11 protein-coding genes and 1 pseudogene are annotated in these 18,991 nt (G+C 39.8%); 3 read left to right on the forward strand and 9 right to left on the reverse strand.

Annotation, left to right across the window (positions count from 1 at the left end):
- Positions 1-3: 3 nt before the first annotated feature.
- The 5 genes from BMW79_RS27155 to BMW79_RS27175 form a co-directional block, all read right to left on the reverse strand.
- Positions 4-432: a hypothetical protein gene (locus BMW79_RS27155; protein WP_089900628.1), complete on the reverse strand. Its 429-nt coding sequence runs from the start codon at positions 430-432 to the stop codon at positions 4-6.
- Positions 433-481: 49 nt separating this feature from the next.
- Positions 482-4,825 (reverse strand): DUF6443 domain-containing protein, encoded by a 4,344-nt coding sequence (locus tag BMW79_RS27160; RefSeq protein ID WP_177192354.1) that lies wholly within the window; start codon positions 4,823-4,825, stop codon positions 482-484.
- A 242-nt stretch (positions 4,826-5,067) separates the two neighbouring features.
- Positions 5,068-8,547, reverse strand: a complete 3,480-nt coding sequence (locus BMW79_RS27165; protein WP_089900634.1) for a hypothetical protein — start codon at positions 8,545-8,547, stop codon at positions 5,068-5,070.
- A 362-nt stretch (positions 8,548-8,909) separates the two neighbouring features.
- Positions 8,910-9,932: an LLM class flavin-dependent oxidoreductase gene (locus tag BMW79_RS27170; RefSeq protein WP_089900636.1), complete on the reverse strand. Its 1,023-nt coding sequence runs from the start codon at positions 9,930-9,932 to the stop codon at positions 8,910-8,912.
- Positions 9,933-10,110: 178 nt separating this feature from the next.
- The gene (locus tag BMW79_RS27175; protein ID WP_089900639.1) at positions 10,111-10,662 is read right to left on the reverse strand and encodes a dihydrofolate reductase family protein; all 552 of its coding nucleotides are present in this window, start codon (positions 10,660-10,662) and stop codon (positions 10,111-10,113) included.
- Positions 10,663-10,805: 143 nt separating this feature from the next.
- On the opposite strand from BMW79_RS27175, the gene BMW79_RS27180 reads away from it, so the two are divergent.
- The 3 genes and pseudogenes from BMW79_RS27180 to BMW79_RS34290 all read left to right on the forward strand — a co-directional run bounded on the left by BMW79_RS27180 (position 10,806) and on the right by BMW79_RS34290 (position 13,285).
- Entirely contained in the window at positions 10,806-11,432 is a 627-nt protein-coding gene (locus BMW79_RS27180) for a LysE family translocator (RefSeq protein ID WP_089900642.1), read from the forward strand.
- A gap of 110 nt (positions 11,433-11,542) precedes the next feature.
- A complete protein-coding gene (locus BMW79_RS27185) occupies positions 11,543-12,064 on the forward strand; it encodes a GNAT family N-acetyltransferase (protein ID WP_089900645.1) in 522 nt (173 codons plus the stop codon).
- A 330-nt stretch (positions 12,065-12,394) separates the two neighbouring features.
- Positions 12,395-13,285: pseudogene (locus BMW79_RS34290) on the forward strand (amidohydrolase family protein).
- Between the two features lie 245 nt (positions 13,286-13,530).
- Here BMW79_RS34290 and BMW79_RS27195 read toward each other — a convergent pair.
- The 4 genes from BMW79_RS27195 to BMW79_RS27210 form a co-directional block, all read right to left on the reverse strand.
- Positions 13,531-13,800 carry a hypothetical protein gene (locus tag BMW79_RS27195; RefSeq protein ID WP_089900649.1) on the reverse strand — a complete coding sequence of 90 codons (270 nt, stop codon included), beginning with the start codon at positions 13,798-13,800 and terminating at the stop codon, positions 13,531-13,533.
- A gap of 851 nt (positions 13,801-14,651) precedes the next feature.
- Positions 14,652-14,831: a hypothetical protein gene (locus BMW79_RS27200; RefSeq protein WP_089900653.1), complete on the reverse strand. Its 180-nt coding sequence runs from the start codon at positions 14,829-14,831 to the stop codon at positions 14,652-14,654.
- A 162-nt stretch (positions 14,832-14,993) separates the two neighbouring features.
- Positions 14,994-17,081: an AIPR family protein gene (locus tag BMW79_RS27205; protein WP_089900656.1), complete on the reverse strand. Its 2,088-nt coding sequence runs from the start codon at positions 17,079-17,081 to the stop codon at positions 14,994-14,996.
- A gap of 9 nt (positions 17,082-17,090) precedes the next feature.
- Positions 17,091-18,980: an AAA family ATPase gene (locus tag BMW79_RS27210; RefSeq protein ID WP_089900658.1), complete on the reverse strand. Its 1,890-nt coding sequence runs from the start codon at positions 18,978-18,980 to the stop codon at positions 17,091-17,093.
- Positions 18,981-18,991 lie beyond the last annotated feature (11 nt).

Consider the following 18,991-nt stretch of genomic DNA (forward strand, 5'->3'; position numbering starts at 1 on the left):
GTTTTAAGAGCGTTTGTCTGGTCTTATATATTGCCGAATCCATTCAAGGGAATCTGGAAATGAAATGTGAAATTTCTTAAAGTCCATAGGGAGTATTAATATCGTGTTATTATTCACATTAGTGCTGTCATAAGCAACGGGAAAACTCCTTCCTACAAAGGAATAACCTTTTGACGAATAAATGGGAGCATACAAACTTTTGTTTTCGTATTTTATACCGTTTACAACGAATTCATACGTAATTCCACCTCCAGCTCCCCGATAGTCAGGAGAAAAACGCAATACAGTTCCATTGGTAAAAGTATAATTCTTCATCAACTGCTCTTCTCTCCCACATGACCTAAAAAAAGCAATTACGAACCCTAGTATTATAATGTAAGGGATTCCTTTTACTGTGTTCCTGATTATTCTTCTTTTTACTGATTTCTTCATCCTTTATTCTATTTATAAGTCACACATAAGTAATGTTTCCTATCAAGATCTACTTGTCTATTTTCGTGTTTTCCTGAAGTGCCTGCAAAATAGCAGCGGTAAGTCCTCCTAGTTGAGTCCAGGTAAATGCTCCAGCACCAACTTGAATAGTTACAGCCCCACTCCTTTTCAAGCCACCGGAAATTAAAGATTTTAAACCAGCAGAACTCCCAGCACCCAGATAATCGAGCCCGGCTCCAGCGTACTTACCAGCTATGCCTGTCACCAGGGATTCCAGCATAAATGTTCTCGCATCCTTTTTATCATTCCATAAGGCATTCTCCCAACCGCCTTTTGCTCTATAATCAAATGCACTCGATCCCATAGCTCCCACAAACGGGTTTTTCGCAATTGCTGTCAGAGCAACACTAGTCAGATTTATATCTTTGGCTTTATTTATTAATCCTTCTTCACCGCTTGCTAACATCTGAACTCCTGCATCTGCCGCCCCCATTCCCAAACTAGAATATGTAAGTCCTAAAGTAAGTGCATTACTGGTCATCCCTGTTCCTACAGTCAACATTGAAGTTAAACCAATTGCGAACCCATCAGCAAGCTTTGCCATATTATGCGCCCGTTCCGTCATAAAATCTGCCTCCGTTTTGGGAGTAAACTCTTGCCAGCCTTTTCCCTTTTCATAATACTGGAATACTGCATTATAATTTCCTTGCTGCTCACTCACCCAATAACTATCAGCCTTTATGATTTTCTGTCCACTCGGATAAGTATAGCTATTTTCCGTTCTCCTATCCCAGGATTCCACACTTGTCTTAGGCTCTAAACCATCAAGATCTATATTTTTGACTGGATTATTACCTGCATATTGATATGGGCTCAATTGCACAAACTCGCCTGCCAGTGGATCAACCCTCATAAATCTGGCTATTTGCTGATCATAGTCCCGCATACCATAAGCATACCACTCTAACCCGCTGCCATCATTAAACTCCTTTTCCTGCAACTCCTTCCCATTATATTTCATTCGGTTCTCAGGATAGGAAGTTCCCTTCAGTGCATTACTACTGATACCTGCCATGGTCAATCCAAAGGGGTAATAGTGCGTTTCTTCCAGAATCCGACCCGTACTCTGCGTTACAGCAAGATTATCAAAGAAAACATCCTGAGGACTTTCATTACTGGTATAAATATAAAGAAAGCCGCTTTTCTTCATGGCTATCTTCTCTACAGCTAAGCTTTGCAACTGATCAGGCTCATTTTTCACTTGTTTCACACCACTATTCTCCTCTACCAGCTTAAATTGATCATCAAACAAAACATAATTAACGTAAGCCTTCGGCTTCTTATCCGCATCTTGATCTTTTTCTTTCATCTTAAGATGTTGATAATCCTGATTATAAAAATTCGCGTTGAACGGCGACAGATTATTGCCTGAAGATAGGTTCCCATGGGCTCCTAATGTCTCACCTTGCCCTCCGAAAGATTGAAGTAAATCAGCCAGCATCGCCCCCGCTGGGATATCCTCCTTATTCCTGGTCTGAGGACCATCAGATTTGTAGAAAGCTTTTGCTCCGATCTGAACACTATCTCCGGCCATTACACGAAGAACAAGGGAGGGCCCAATTTTCTTTCCTGCACCCGATGCATTCAACTTTGCTACAGACTTATTTTCGGAAACGTTTTCCTCTGAAGGATATCCAGGAGGCTTGTTGCTCCTGCTATTATCAATATTACTGAAAAGTATATTCTCTTTAGCAGCATTCGATGTCTCCATGGTAGCAATATAGGAGGAAACATCAGACTGTTCTGTAAGTATCATACGGATATTACCCAGGTGATCTTTAATGAAATAATCATACACGCTGGATGGAGCGTTTCCCTGCTTATAAAGTATTCTTACTCTCCCTGCCTCATTTCCGTAATGCTGCAAAGTATCATTCTTATATACCAGGTTTAATATATAATCGGTGGTAGTTACTTTAGAAGGAGTAACTGTATTATCCGTTATAATTTTTCTAAGTTTATCTCCATTAGCATTATATACAAATTCAATAACTCCTTTTCCGGCGATAGTGATTTTTTCAGGCGCGTTAAGATGATTATACACTATACCATTAGCTGTAATATTCTTATTAAGATCCTGTGTTAAATTTCCATTTACATCATATAGATAATCGTTATTACTCTTACCATTTAACTCCTTAAAATCTCCCAGCGATGATAGAGGATCAACTATTTCATCAGAGACGCCCATTAATCTGTTGCTGGCAGGGAAATAAGTGTATGTTAATTTATCGATAGGAGAACTCGTTGTTCCTTTCAACCCCAGTTGTGTCATTGAAAGTATGTTCCCATTTGCGTCGTAAGCGCTACCGGGGTTCATTCCATCTCCAATTTTCACACTAAAATCTACTCCTGCGGTATTATTCCAACCTCCATTATTCTGTGTAAAGTCAGCTCGCAACATTCTGTTGGCAGCATCATAATTATATCCATAAGAACGCCATTGATTATCTGTTTTGCTCCTCCATGTTATACCCGAGATATTGCCACTATATTGAGGGTTGCTGTATCCGTAGTCATAATGCAATTCTGATCCAAAAAAATGTGTACCCTGGCCAGTTTTGGCATAGTCCTTATTGATGCCCTTCAGCCAGCCACGTACGTTATAGTCGTAGGCCAGGCTTTCCATATTATTCCCCAATACTTTTGTTTTCAACTGCCCCAGCTCATTATAATCGTTGTGTAGTATAATTTTATTCACCCCGTTATCATTATCTTGCTTTACTACCTCAGTTAATCTTCCAAACGCATCAAAGTTAAATACTGATAAAATTCTTGTGTCTGATGTAGTACTACTTCGCTGATTTGTATGATGATGATAGACCGATATTTTCCTACCACTGAAATCATACATGTTACTGATAATATCTTTCCCACCGGTAAGATTATCCTGAACAACCTGAAGCAGATGCCCCTTATCATCATAATAATTAGTAGTAGTCAGCCATTGATCTGAATTTAAGACCCTGACTTTACTTCCTGTCACCATCCCAAGCATGCTGCCTCCAATAGTGGCTAATACAGGATATTTATTAGTACCGGGTTGAAGTTTGTTTAATTCGTCAGGCACAGATGTTTGGACGCCATTAAAGCCATATTTATCATAAAATGAATAAGTAAGCGGGTACAGTTTCTTAGGATCCAATCCTGGCAAAACATTAGATGCAACTATGTTCACCTGGCCATCTGTAGCAGATGGATTGATCTCCATTGTTATCTCCCTGCCAACTCCGGAATCAAAACCATCCAGCAGCGTAATAGAGTTTGTTGCCTGGTAAATGCCTGTTTTACCATCATAGCTGGTCAATGTCACATCAGCCCGTCCCGGAATTGGATATGAGAGAGGCTGGCTGGTTGTTACTACAGTATTCATTTGAGCCTGCAAATCTTCCCTAAGGGCGATAGAATTATATAATGCCGTCGAAATAGGTCGATTTAACTCATCATAAAAAGTGACCATCCATTGAAGCTTCCCTTTCTGATTACCGTCCCTTGTAAATACAGGTAAGCCTCTCGTACTATAAACTATTTCTAAAGGCGCAGCTCCAGGCATTTTCTTTACAATCAGCCGATTACGGGTATCATATTGATACTGATAACAAAGTTCGTCGGCGATCTGCTGACTGATAACCCAGGAACTCTTGATAAGATCCACTGCTTTGGGTGATATTATAAAGCGCAGATTATTTAAGTCATCATATACATAGTAAGTACTTACCCAGTTCTCATAACCCTGAGAAGGATTAGCCACCATACTTGTTTTTCTCAATATTAAATGCCCTTCTTTATCCTTAAACTCCACTGACAGATAACCATGCTCATCAGTAGATGCTGATTTGTACAATTCTCCTGCTGAATAGATTTTCCCAACCGGACTTACTGGTATACTACCAGCAGTAAGATCCCAAATTCTCACGGCATCATCTGTGGTATTAATGCTATACTGCACAGATATACCTCTTCCACTCCCCCCCCAGCTGTTTCCAGCTGGCAAATTCTTGACTACCCGACCTAACGGAGACTTCTCATATTGTACTTCATTATAAAATATACTCTCACCTGGAAACTGGGAGGCTAAAAACTGTCGCTGCTCTGAAAAGATCTCGGGTTTAAAACTGCCATCACCAGACAGTGCAACATAGGGCATGTACTGATATGCCTCTCTTCCCATATAATCATACAGTACCGGCGTTACTACATCTTTTCCACCAGGACTATTCCCTTTTATAATTGTTTGTATCTCCCGCCCCAAACCATCAGAATAGCGTGTTGTCTGCTTCACTGCATTAACATCTTGGTTACCCGATACCTGTAATGGATCTATGATACGCATATTGGGCTCCCATATACGTATATAATTCAAAGCACCCTGATAAGGGGTGGGTTGTGCTACCGGGGTTGCAGATGTCTGGATCGAACTATTGGGGATATTCTGTGCATTTATCGTCAATGCACCTACCACAAAAAATGAGATCAGCGAAAAGGACCTATTGAGTTTAAATATCAGAGGCATAAAAATGTTGGGATGGTAAGAAATCTATAACGTAAAAATAGTTGTACAGATAGTCGCTGTTGTCAAGGCTGATTAGTTGAATATTTATACTCAAGTAGTCTAACCACATTACTATCCTTGTCTCTGATTGTTTTCAATCGGCCCTGGCCATCGTACTCATAATAACTGACATTTCCTGTCACACCGGTCTGGGAAGTAATACCAATCAAAGGGTTATAGGTATTGCTAATGATGAAGGCATTAGGAAAACTATTCCTCCATTTATCTGCTTCCTTTCTAAGTGTGTAGTCATTCGCCGGGTTAGCAACAATACCATTGTTGATAACAGCTGCCAGAGAACTATAGGTTAAACCAACCCCTTTCCCCACCGGATAACTATTGTTATATCCCCATACCAAACTCGTCACTATACCATCTTTGCCTCTGAACTGCAGTGGATTACCATACAAATCATATGCCTCATAGGTGGCTTCTGTTTCCATTGCTCCTGCCATAAGCGCCCTTTCTTCTTTCAAAGGTGCCACTATCGCTTTATTGTTCCAAAGGTCATAGGTGGTCTTCTCCCTGCTTACCTGCACGCCACCAACTTTCTTTACATTTTCGAGAGTTATTCCCAACATATTCCTATTGATCATTGTATCCACTACGGGAGAAGTACCTTTAAAATCCTGTACATACATAACAGAGTCCAATACTATCTCTCCTTTTGAATTACTGTAGGTAGAAGATGCAATAAAATTCTTATTGTAATCCTTATATTGGAAATTGGTTATTTTAGTCAGCTCCTGCCCATTATTATAGTAGGTTTCTTCTTCACTAAGCTTTTTCAAATATCCTGCGTTCATAACCGGATAGGCAAATATCATCATTACATCATCCGGGTTCATACAATTTCCAGGTAAAATTGTGCCGCTACTTGCTCTGAAATATTTCACTCCCCATATCTCATTTGTTAGTTCGTATAAATACTTAAATGTTTTTGAATGAACAAGCTGATTTGTATTGCCGAGATAACTGCTTTCCTTTGTTAAGAATCCATTTACAGGAAAATTAATATACTTCAGCCCACTTGTATACATTCCATCATAATTGGCAGTAGCGCTTGGAATTAAACTATAGTCATACACTTTTCGCAAAGTGTCTCCACCACCAACTTGCAATTCTTCAATACGACTATACCCTAAGTCATCTGTAGTAATAGCTGCCGGCATCCCGGAAAACAGCCTGATATCTGTCGGGCTGTTTGGCGCAAAGCATGACCTGGTTACTCGTTGGGTTAAATTGATCGGCCTGTTTATTAACACACCATATGTGGAGCGTACCATTATATCCATCCCATTTGCATCTTTCCCTGGCTGATAATAGTTGTAGTTATAAAGACTGGTAGATGCGATAGATGCCTGATCCGCTTTATGTACCACTTTTTTTACTCTCAAACCAGGGCCTCTTTTCATAGGATAGGAATCAACAAGCGTAGTAAGCGTCTTCGGCCAATTAATACGAATCAGCAGGTAAGCTTGTATAAACTGCCAATTTTTATCAAAGCTGAACTCCATTCTATACTTCCCGGGCTTTAAAGAAGGACGTGAATCTAAAATGTATTGTTTCCCTGTTGGATCAAAATAATTATAGGCTATATTACGTAGACCTGCGTCTGCCGAATAGACCACCGCACCCGAAGAATCATATATGTTAAGGAAAGTAACCTGATAATTAGGGTTCTGGCTAAAATACTGATAATTTACAGGAGCAACGACCTGAAGTGTACAAACTACAGCATTATTGGGACTAGCTGAAGGAGGAAGATCTGTCGCAGGGATGTAAAAATCCATTGTCCTTACTTTACTTCCAAAAGCATCCATAGGATAGCCACTCTCCAGTTTCGGTGCCTCTGGTGGTGACTGATCCATTAGATTAAAGCCAGTAAAGTTATAGAGTTCCGTTTTTTTTATATTAAACTCATTATTCTCATATTCTATTTCAGTAAAACCACCAGTTGGGTACTTAATTCTTTTGAGCACATATTTCTGTACCTCATCCAATACACCGGCAGACCTGTCTGCGGTTCCCATCGTGATCAAAGCCCCAGTCGGATAAGGTAGATACATCGTTGTTCTCGGCAAAAGGGAAGTTGCTCCACTAGCGTTATAGTAGCCCCATAAATCCCTGGAGAAAGAGTTTTTTGCAGGAAGAGGAGATGGAGTATCATTATACTCAAATTTGTAAACCTGATCATCTTTTCTCGCAGCGGCAATATTGATCGATAGCGAATCCAACTTTAGCCGGTGCGTAAGATACTCTGCATTATAGTTAAATTCTGAAGGTATACCATTACTATATCCTCCGGTACCTATAAAATAAGATTGATAAAAATGGACTGAATCAATCACAGGAATTCCCTGCTGAATACGATGTAACCGGATAGCACTTATCCGATCTCCTACCGATACATCTTTACGGGATTCTCTAAAGAAACTTACTTTAAAATTGCGGGCTATCACCGAATCCAAAACCCAGGTATTTAAATCCATTAGTGGGGTGTAGGAAATTACGGGGACTCCCGATACCTCGATCTCATTTCGACTTGTATAATTCTTTATTGAATTATAACTTCTGGCGGTATACTTATAATCAATTTTATCTCCCTGAGGAGTAACGATCTGGGTCAAATACCAATTGGCAATGGACCATGGTGGCAAAGCTATCTGCCCTGTGGGAGAAAATCGTTCTTCATATTTATTGAAATAGTAAATAACTCCATTAGGAGCCACAATTTTCCAGGTAACATCGTATTTATTAGTGGCTACGTTATAGCTATAGGTATAGTTATATTTTGCACCAGAGTTATTCTTTTCATATACTTTGCCACGTTTGTCTATAATAAATTCTGCCGAAAACCCCGGTACTTCTACATTATACACATCTGGCTCATACTCATTATTAATGACAGTTTCATTCACAGAAAACTGCGAACTAACATTGAATACCTGCGTTTCAGCTCCTCCCAGTCTCACAAAAGGAAGATATAACTGACTCCCGGCTTCCTCTGCACCATTTATATATATTTCACGTACCTTTTTAGCAGGTAGTGTATATTTCAGATTATAGCTCATCTGATAAAGCGGATATGGCACAGTATCTACAAACTGTATGTCATTATTAAAGTAAATAGTCTGACCATTCGCGTTGCCCTTCGTAAAATCATCATAGCCATTGACTGTTCTCGCTATTCTCCCAACAAAATTATGCGACCAACCAAGTCCAATCTCACTAGCTTCTTCATCTACTTTAATTCCCTTTGAATTATAATTAATAGTAAATGATAACAATTGATTAGATAGCTGCGTAGGAAAAAGGTTATAGGTAAAATCAAGTGTTCCATTATAATGAATACCGCTGGAAGGCTTCTGGATGCTAAAACCGGCATCAGAAGGAAGTTTACCTAGTCCTCCCTGGGTCAGAACAGCTTGCTCAACATATTTCTGAGCATGTAATGATACAGTGCAAACAAAGAAAAAAAATAGCGATAGTAAATATCTCATGGTATAAAGATTGCATACGATACGTATCCCAAAAACTTTAAACAAATGTAGTTTACGGTACGGGTTAAAAATACTCAGATTACTAATAGTGAAATGCTACATGGTATAAGGCTTCCTATCGATAATATAGAGATTACTACGTTGAATATCAGCGAAAATATAAAAAATAAATAAATGAGAAGAAAAAAAAATGAAAATGGAAAAACCTGAGCGCTAGTCCAATTATTTTCCCCAAAAAATAAGCGATGGATAGATATCCATCGCTTTCCAGGCGCGCAATCAGCAACACAATCGAATATCTGATTACACCCTTAATATTCTTGAAATGAGATTAAATAATTATTTACTATTATTATTAAAACTCAACGCCAACCCAATCCGGGTGCTACATGCTCCAGAATAGACGACAGTACATGTACATTGTAATCAACACCCAATGTATTAGGTATCGTCAAAAGAAGGGTATCTGCCTCCTGGATAGCTTCATCGGCAGCTAATTCTTTTATCAGCTGATCCGGCTCTGCAGCATAGCTTCTTCCGAAAATAGCGCGCTTGTCAGCTTCAATCATTCCGATTTTATCCTTCCGATTCGATTCCTGCCCAAAGAAGTAGCGATCCTGATCGTTTACCAATGCGAAAATAGACCGGCTTACCGATACCCTTGGTTCCCTTTGGTGGCCAGCTTTTTTCCAGGCATCTTTGTACAATCTGATCTGCTCGGCTTGTTGTATATGGAAAGGTTTACCGCTTTCATCGTACTTCAGCGTAGAACTTTGAAGATACATGCCGTTTTCGGCTGCCCAAACAGCCGTAGCGTTGGAAGCTGCGCCCCACCAGATGCGTTCCCGCAATCCTTCCGAATGTGGCTCCAAACGTAGCAGGCCTGGTGGATTCGGAAACATCGGATACGGATTAGGCTGAGCAAATCCTACACCTTTTAGCTTATCCAGAAATTCCAGCGCTTTGCGGCGACCCATATCTGCGTCCGTTTCTCCTACGGCTGGCTCATACCCAAAATAGCGCCATCCATCAATTACCTGTTCAGGCGAACCTCTGCTGATTCCCAATTGTAATCTTCCTTCTGAAATCAGATCAGCAGCTCCCGCATCTTCCACCATATACAGTGGATTCTCATAACGCATGTCAATCACACCTGTTCCAATCTCTATTTTGCTTGTTTGGGCGCCGATAGCCGAAAGCAAAGGAAAGGGGGATGCTAACTGAGCTGCGAAATGATGTACACGAAAATAGGCGCCATCTAAACCAATTTCTTCGGCAGCAACAGCCAGATCGATAGATTGAAGCAACGTGTCTCCTGCTGTACGGGCTTTATAGGCAGGGTGGTCAGACCAATGCCCAAATGATAAAAATCCTATTTTCTTCATAAGTTCCTTTTCAGCCTGAAAATTAACCCATTCTTATCTATTTATTGTTTGCCGAAAGCAATTTCTTTCAGGCTGATTTTTCGCTGTCTTCTTAAAATATTAAACGCTTTTATCTTCTTAAATATGCTGCTGGAATACATCTCTATAAAATTATCCGGCCTACGACACAACCGTGCTATTACTGCTTGCGGTAATGAAGCGACATACATCCGGATTTTAAAGCCCTCGAATCCACTAGCTGTAAATTTAGCTTCTCAGGAAGAACCACCTCATCTAACAATCGTCTACCCTGACCTGAAAGAACAGGATGAACAAGAAAGTAATATTCGTCTACCAGACCAAGCCTTATCAGTTCGGCTGGCAGGCTTACACCACCAAGGGATATATTCTTACCGGGAGCCTGTTTTAGTTTCAGTACTTCTTCCGCAAGGTTACTACGGATAATCCTCGTATTACCTTCTACATGCTCCAGTGTACGGGAGCAAACTACTTTGTCAATGGCATCAAATACCTGTGCAAATTCATTCTCCGATTTGGTCCCGGATTGTTTCTTTGCTACCTCCGGCCAGTAAGGGACCATCAACTCATAGGTTTTACGTCCGTAAATAATCAGGTCTGCATCCCGCATCAGATCCGTAAAATACTCGTGGACTTCTACACTGCCGCTAAGTTGCGTATGGTCGCAGCAACCATCTGCAGTCAGATTGATACCATAGACTATATTTCTCATTTGATCAGATTTAGATTTCTATTTTTCAATACAGATTTATTCCGATACCAGTCAAAAATAAAGTAATACATCATAACAGAGAGGGCCATCTGCGCCAATAAAAGGGGTATTCAGGCCCAAATTGTTTTTGGTACATTTGCATCATGGGTATTATTAACATTACATCATTCGTGATAACGTCTTTTCTTTTTATTATATCTCCTGGCATTGATACCATATTCATTCTGAATAAATCCCTGACTCATGGGCAAAAAACAGGTCTTTATGCTACGCTTGGTAAAGTAACCGGTGTGATGGTACACACTTCTTTCGCTGCCTTCGGATTATCATTGATATTAGCTCAATCTGCTACCGCTTTTACTATTGTTAAATATTCAGGTGCCATTTACCTGGTGTATATTGGGATCACTAAACTATTTTCAAAACAGCACATTATCAATAAAGAAAACCAGGTAAAATTCATATCTAATAAAAAGGCCTACTGGACTGCCTTAATGACAAATGCACTCAATCCCAAAGTAGCCATATTCTTTTTAGCATTTATCCCGCAGTTTATAAAATACGAATATATACATGATAAAATACCATTTTTTCTTTTAGGGGCCATTTATGCCATGCTTAGTATGATATGGTTTACCGGGCTCACGTTCTTTGCAGCCACCTTTTCGGCGAAACTTAAATCAAACCCCGGAGTCGGAATACTGGTCAACAAGATTTCAGGGGTAGCCATCATTTTCATGGGAATAAAAGTTGCGTTAACTAAGAAGTAGGTATTTTTTTCTTCCTTTTAAAGACCACCGTTTGTTTCAAAAGTTGGCCACATCCAGATAGCTGTCACCATAAGAAAATTTAATAGCTTTATTAAAAATAAGGATAACGTATGGACGCGCAACAGCTCGAATTTAAATCAGGCATTTACCATATTCGCAGGCTCCGGGAAGAGGAAGCCCTACTTTATAAATCCATGCGCCTGGAAGCGATTAAAACCGAACCTTCTATGTTCAGATGCACCACACCCGCTGAAGCTGATCTTACTGACGAACAATGGCAGGAACGCATAAAAGCCCCCAGAGCGGTATTTGGACTTTTTGCCAACGATGAACTGGTGGGTATGACCAGTTTACTACTATTGAATGACCATGAAGGCTACCTTGGGCAGTCTTATATAAAAAAAGAACATAGAGGACAAGGATTATCCGCTCTTCTTTATAAGATCAGGATGGCCTTAGCCTTAGAATTGCGGCTAAAGCGGCTTAGTGTAAGTCACCGGGAAAGCAACACTGCTTCCAAAGCCGCCAACCAGCGCTTTAACTTTCAATACAGTCATCGGGAAACAGCCAACTGGATTGATGGAACCAGCGAAGATGTGCTATACTATGTATTGGACCTGGAGGCAAATTAGATAAACGCTCATAAAAAAACGGGAAAATGCCACCTACCATTGCACCCCAGCCCGGAGAAAATATTTTAAGCACCTTAAGAAGGGAAGCTACTATGATGCTAGTTTTCTTGATTTGCTTTAAAAAAGGATCTTTATGAGGAACACTATCTCTGGACATTACTATAACTTCCATCATTCGTGAGATACGTCCCAATACTTTGCTTTTAACTTTTGATTGACAAATTGTATTATATCATGAGGATAGTAACACTCGAAGAGCATATCTCTTTCCCAGAAATGGCCAATAAAATACCTAAGGAAGCATTGGGTGGCTTTGGTCAATCCGAAAGGATGCTGCAACTGATTCCCAAACTCGCAGATATAACAGGAGACCGTTTGAAATCGATGGATGCAAATGGCATTACAATGCAGGTACTTTCTGTTGACAGCGCTGGTGCAAATTTATTAAATGATATGAAAGGTCCTGCTTTTGCAAGGGAGTATAACGATCTCATAGCTGGTCATATTGCTGGTTTTGAAGACAGGTTTACGGCTTTTGCCCATTTGCCAACAACAGCTCCACTCGCTGCAGCAGACGAATTAGAACGTGCCGTAAAGGAACATCATTTTCGTGGTGCGATGATCCGGGGTATGACAGAAAACCTTTTTCTGGATCACAAAAAATTTGCGCCCATATTTGAACGTGCTGAAAAGCTTGGGGTGCCCATATACCTCCACCCTGGCTTGCCACCAAAAGAAGTAGCCGATATATATTATAGTGGGCTGCCTAACCATTCGGGAATGGCAGAAGCAATTGCATGTTATGGATGGGGATGACATTCAGAAACAGCTATACATGTATTACGATTGCTTTATGCCGGAATTTTTGATATGTATCCTAATCTCAACATCATTATTGGCCACATGGGAGAAATACTCCCGATGATGATGGCAAGATCAGAACGGGCATTCAAACCAGGAAACGGAGGGGCGAACCAGCGTAGTCTTGCCGAAACTTTTCATCAGCAGGTACACATCACAACCAGTGGCTTCTTTACACAACCCCCATTAAGGATTGCTTTGGATACTTTTGGTGTAGACAATATCCTATTTTCCATAGACTATCCGTTTAGTACTAACGAAATGGGTATGGAATTTCTAAATGCAATTGACTTACCTGATGATCAGATTACCAAGATTGCTCACAGCAATGCCGATAAATTGTTAGGGCTAAAATCGTAAAGCTAATTTTGTATTAATGGAGAGAATCCCGACAGACAGGCTATAACACAAGACAAAGCTATTGGATGCAGCAGGAAATGGTTACTGTAGGTAAACGTTTCCTGTATTATAGCGGCGCTGACGTAAAACAGACTTCGGTTACACGATTTTGCCCTGCTGCTGTCGATTAATCCATGGGCCATCCTGCGTGTTTGAATGCGCTAAAAGTGGCGACGTTCATATGAATGGGAAAACTATGCGCTTTCCTACGCAGTATCCTGCATTAATACGCCGCGCATCCCATCCTCTTTAAAACGCTTGAAAAAGTAGACATAAGGCCAGGCAAAAAGCAACCCATTTAAAATAGTCAGTGGCATGATATAAAATAGAACAGAAGCCAGCAAGGTTGGTTTAAACAGATTTACAAAATAGCTCACTAACGGCACTTCCCCCATTAACCCTGACATAACAAGCATAAGGCGAATATCCCTGAGTAAGAAATAAACCAGCAACTTTCTTATGATTGCTTTATTCATTTTGGATCTCTTATTAAAACCAGCGGTAGCCACTGGGAAGGGTCTGTTAAGTAATGAATACGTTTATCTGAAAGAGGATATTTATAATCAAAATAATAGCACACCCTCTTACTGTAAGATCTGATACGTAGCCTTGATACTCTAAAAATCCCGAACGCTATTTTGGATCAATAAAAAGAAGATGAGAAATCTTGCTGATTAATAAAATACAGACATAAAAAAGGAAACAATCAGTTTTGATTGTCTCCTTTAGCGGATAGTCAGGGATGACAGTCGAACACCTGATACCCCTTTTAACTTTTCCAGAAGGTTTAAAAACGATGTAAATAACTAACAACAGTTACTTGTAATTTCTTAGACTTTAGCTTTTATAAATAACTTTAGCATAGTCATATTAATTTAAAGATCTGTATTCATTGGACGCATAACCAACACGGCTTTTGAATAACCGACTAAAGTGCTGAGGATATTTACAGTAAGAAATCCCGGTTGCAGTATTTGTAATCGAGATTTTACAGATGATCACAGATAGTACATCCGCTATTCAGGTATCTATATATTCGCTACAGAATAAAGATGAAGTTGTCAAAAACTCGGGGGCACTTCAAAACCGGGGCATGATGCCAAATCAGGGATTATTTCATTAAGTGTGTAAACTTAAAGATCGGGGATCAAATTCATAATTAAATTCTCACTCTTTTATCAAAAAATAGTTAAAACCTGATTCAGGATCATTCCCCAGTTCTAATGGGCATGGTCTTTTTTTGGTACTTCCCTCAAAGTCAGGTATACTGATTTAAGGACAGCTTCATCATCTAGAGGTTGTTTTTGCCAGGCAACAATATCTTCGGTCACACGGCTGGTGATGTGGCTGATCGTAGCAGTGGAAACGTCAATTTATAGGCTTCCAACTCACCTTCCAGCATCTTTTTAATACCCCGTTTCTGAATCTGGGCAAGGAAACCATTTAGCTGATCGGCCGTTTTAAACTGCTTCAGAAAATCATCTGATAAAAAATCTTCTGTTTTCATAAAACTGTATATCTTTTAAAATTAAAAAATTGAGGCGAAACACCCCGATCTTTATGATTTACACAGTTTATGAGATAGTGTCTCAACTCAATTCTTAATTATCTTTGACAAAATGGTTAGCACCTAACCTATAAAAGAAACCTTTATTTTTTAGGTTCACACTTATTGAAATAGTCCCGGTTCATGTTTACTGACAATTTCAATAATTCTCAGTCCTACTTTCAGGAGAGATTCAGGCAATTCCAAATCTGTCTCACTTAAATTATCTGCAATATCCAGCGCAGCTGCCTGCTGGCGGGCATTCAGTAGTCTTGTCTCTTTACCCCAGGTACCAAATTTCCTCCATTGTTCATTTTTGATAGAAGATATGGTATTAATTTCAAACTCCCTAAGACCTTCTTCAGAAGATGCTGCCATTTCCTTATCCCTCCGATTCTTCTCTACCGCACTAATTACATCAGTTCTTATTTCCTGAAAGTCTATGCCAAACTTCTGAACCTTTACTGCACTCCAGCAATCTTCTTTCTTAGCCCATTCGCCGTATAGCGAGCCAGGTGCATTGTTCTTGATAAACGCTTCGACTCTCCTCATTATTATTGACAGAACCTTCTCAAGGTTCGCAGATATATTCTGTGCTTTCCAGATTTTTCGATAGTCAATTCGTTCATTCGTTCTATAGCAAAGCCATGCAATAGTATATGGCACGGTAATATATCTCATGTCCCCAATTGAATTCGGCTTAATTCCATAAATCCACTCGGCATGACGAAAAATAATTGCTTTCCCAATAAGCTCTTCAAAAAAGAATAAATTCGGATGTGAAGGAAGGTTGTACACAACAAATTGCGTATAATTTTTCTGACTTCCACGGACTACCATATGAGGGCCGGTCATCAGTTTACTTCCAAAATACCTTTCCTGACTTACATTGATATATTTGGCTAATTCCTCTTTCGTAAAGAATTGCGTCCGGGGGTTTCTATTATCAAAATCCTGCAATTTCCGTTTAGTCGTGCCAAATTTAAGCCGCGCATTTTTGTACTGCCCTCTGGCCCTTTCGTAAAACCATCTCGTTTGCAATACCTGCCCTCTGGCGGGAGCCCAGGTATTCCGGGACAGCTTTTCTACTTCAACGTGGAATGGGGTATTGGAACTTAGGTCAGAAACAGAAATTTTATTTTGTGTATTGGCATACTCGGATATCCGGCTAACGATTCCACTGAAGTTGGATTTATCTTTTATTACTGATAACTTCATCTGCACAAAAACCTTGGTTATATCCGATCTGTCCTTTTTCAAGGTATGGTAGATAGCGGCAGTGGTTTGACCACCATTCACGATCTGCAGATCGTCTATGCTTTCTATAAGTAGTCCTTCCTCGGTAGTTCTTAAAACTATTGAATTTGCTGTTGCCGCAATACCATTATTAAATGCAAGAAACATATGTGGCTCCCGCATGATGGTAGATCTTATTCCCTTATTAATCTTACCCGTAAACTGTAAAAATGCCCTGACATTTTGTTCCAGCAATCGCGCTCCATATTTCTCATAAATCGCTGCAAGTGCCGATCCGGGGATTACAGCCAGATACGACTGATAGGCAGGATTTTCTGTATTGGCCTTTATGCAGGAAACATTAAATCCCTCTTCCAAAAAATCAATGACTATAGGTGTATGCTCCTTTTCAGTGAGATTAAAAAGATAATTGAGATCTACTACTTTATAGAAAACAGGGAAACCAAATGATTCTCTATCCTCCGGTATTTCTCCCTTAAATAACCCATTAGTTAGTATAATGACATTAACCCTCACAAGATTAGCCTTAAGCTGTTCAGACTCACCGAGTGTTCTTGCAAACTGAAATATGTCTGTAGATTCTTCCAACTCGCCTGCATAGTTTTTAGACCTTGATTTCTTGAAAAAGCTTATCCCTAACTTAGAGACATTGTCAATTTCTGCTTTTGATACCCTCTGTATGTCATCCAGCTGGTTAAAGATGGTAACAAAAAGATCAACCGTCTCATGGTTATCTGCAATAGAATAGGCATTAATTTTATGCCTGTTACGCGGGATCAGACTCTCGCTGTAAGCAAGCCGATAGTTTTCAGTTTCCCCAGCTTCCGACAGCAGGTTAATTGCATAAGCTGTAAAGATTTGTTCCAGAAATCCACCATCCTCTACTGCAATTTGTTCACTCCGAACATCCTGCATCAATTCTGTATAATAGACATTCAGTTCATTATTTTCCATGCGATGAGTTTAGATCAGCTCTGAAAGTTTTTTACCCTCTTCCGTAATAATTTCATCGTAGATAAAGCGATCATCTAATTTTTCGGATGCGCCGGGAGCGGAAGACGCGAAAAAGACAGATTCACATAATTTATTAATAGTCAAATAGTTATTTTCATTAATTTCTATTGACTTTCCCTCAACAACCTTGTATAAAGACCTGCATTTCGCATTCAACAAAATCCGAAAGGATTCATATTGAAAATAACGTATATTCTCGTATACCTCGAATCTGTAGCGACAGTTTTGCTGTCTGTAGTCCTCTTTATAACAGGATAGTTGAATAGCTCCTTCGTTGGACAGATGAACAATAATCTTGGATACAATTTTCTCCAGCTCGGTCAAAATAGCAAATGCAGTTCGTAGTTCGTTTTTAAAAACCACGGAAGTCAGGTCATCGTGAGAGAGTGGATTCAGTAACCTGTTTTTAATTGCCGATAGTTCATCAATATGGGGAAAAGGTATCCGATACTGACTCACAAGACGCTGAAACTGATTTATGAGGCTCTGAAGACTTGTAAACCTCACAGGATGCGTTGAAACTGTACCGTTGGTATCCTTGACCCTGAAAAACCACGAATCGTTGTTATCGGAAATAGCAAACTTATCCTTCGCAATCACCATCGCACTATTCTCTCCATCATCCGCAGCAAATCCTGGATGCACAGTATTTTCGGGCAATATAATTCTCAAAATACGCTCAAATTCCTTTCTCAAATAATTTGCGCTTGCGGGGTAATCGCAGTGAATGAAGTGAAATTCGGCTCTTTCCTTGTAAGTATCAGAGCGCCTGATGAATGGTCTATCAGGCTGCTGGGCATGATTATCTACATAAAACTCAAAATGCTTCCATCTTTTCTTCAGGTAACTTTTCGCTACTACAAACCATTCCCTGTCATATGTTGTAAGGAAAATCTGAAAATCACGGAAAGAACTTCCATCACCAAGATCTTCTGCCGACAGAATTTTTATAAGGGGAATTCTGTTGGACATATCAAGCCCTGTAAAAATATCATCCAGAAAAAGAAGTCTGATCGTAGCAGGAGGTAATGTCAATAAATGGGCAAGATATACAGATATGGCCATAGAGGTTAATCTTGCCTCATTCAGAAACTCATGATGTCCTGATATATTAGTTCCAAACATACTTACATCAAAAGATATTCCGGGCGCTATAACATTTCCATCGAGAACTCGGGAATCAGTATATACTATACTGAGTTCGCATTCCCTATGAAATATGGAAAGAAGCATATTAGCTTTTGACTGTAAATTTTCAAGCAATGCATAAGCATTCAGATTATAATCATCAATATCCCGCTGCTGCCTGTTTGTAACGACCTTTTCCCATAAATCACCGAATGACATTTTATTAGCAGGATTCACAGGTGCCGGCAATTCCAGATCGGTAAAAAGTCCGTTTGTCCCCAGGAAAAAAGCAGTCAGATCAGGCATTTCTTCATTCTCTCTGAAATGCAGTTTCAAAAGATCTCTGTAACTGATAAATCCTTTCAGGATATTTGCCTCCCTTATCAGATGGCTGGTTGATGTGTTGGTCAGGGCAGGGTCTGACGAGAAGTAAATACTCTGCCCATCCTCCAGCACTATACGGATGTGGGGCGGATCAGACACATTATCCTGCTTACAGAAAAGATTCCTTTTGAAGATATGTGCATTAGATTTCCCTGACAGGAAAAGGTCTTTCAATCCCTTGTAAAGGGAAGATTTCCCACTTCCATTCTCTCCATAGATCAAAAGATTCTCCCCGAGTGGGAGATCAATCTGATATCTTTCCTTTTCTTCATCATTATGATTCAGAAAAGCACGGTAATTGCTAACCAGGATAGTTTTAATTTTCATAACGGGTCATA

It is taken from the genome of Chitinophaga arvensicola (genome assembly GCF_900110835.1).
Classification (GTDB): domain Bacteria; phylum Bacteroidota; class Bacteroidia; order Chitinophagales; family Chitinophagaceae; genus Chitinophaga; species Chitinophaga arvensicola.

Bases quoted from the DNA above. Each gene is read 5' to 3' on its own strand.
- BMW79_RS27200 (WP_089900653.1), bottom strand. From the start codon at position 14,831: ATGAAAACAGAAGATTTTTTATCAGATGATTTTCTGAAGCAGTTTAAA.
- BMW79_RS27175 (WP_089900639.1), bottom strand. From the start codon at position 10,662: ATGAGAAATATAGTCTATGGTATCAATCTGACTGCAGATGGTTGCTGC.
- BMW79_RS27180 (WP_089900642.1), top strand. From the start codon at position 10,806: ATGGGTATTATTAACATTACATCATTCGTGATAACGTCTTTTCTTTTT.
- BMW79_RS27195 (WP_089900649.1), bottom strand. From the start codon at position 13,800: ATGAATAAAGCAATCATAAGAAAGTTGCTGGTTTATTTCTTACTCAGG.
- BMW79_RS27210 (WP_089900658.1), bottom strand. From the start codon at position 18,980: ATGAAAATTAAAACTATCCTGGTTAGCAATTACCGTGCTTTTCTGAAT.
- BMW79_RS27205 (WP_089900656.1), bottom strand. From the start codon at position 17,081: ATGGAAAATAATGAACTGAATGTCTATTATACAGAATTGATGCAGGAT.
- BMW79_RS27155 (WP_089900628.1), bottom strand. From the start codon at position 432: ATGAAGAAATCAGTAAAAAGAAGAATAATCAGGAACACAGTAAAAGGA.
- BMW79_RS27170 (WP_089900636.1), bottom strand. From the start codon at position 9,932: ATGAAGAAAATAGGATTTTTATCATTTGGGCATTGGTCTGACCACCCT.
- BMW79_RS27185 (WP_089900645.1), top strand. From the start codon at position 11,543: ATGGACGCGCAACAGCTCGAATTTAAATCAGGCATTTACCATATTCGC.
- BMW79_RS27165 (WP_089900634.1), bottom strand. From the start codon at position 8,547: ATGAGATATTTACTATCGCTATTTTTTTTCTTTGTTTGCACTGTATCA.
- BMW79_RS27160 (WP_177192354.1), bottom strand. From the start codon at position 4,825: ATGCGTATCATAGATCCATTACAGGTATCGGGTAACCAAGATGTTAAT.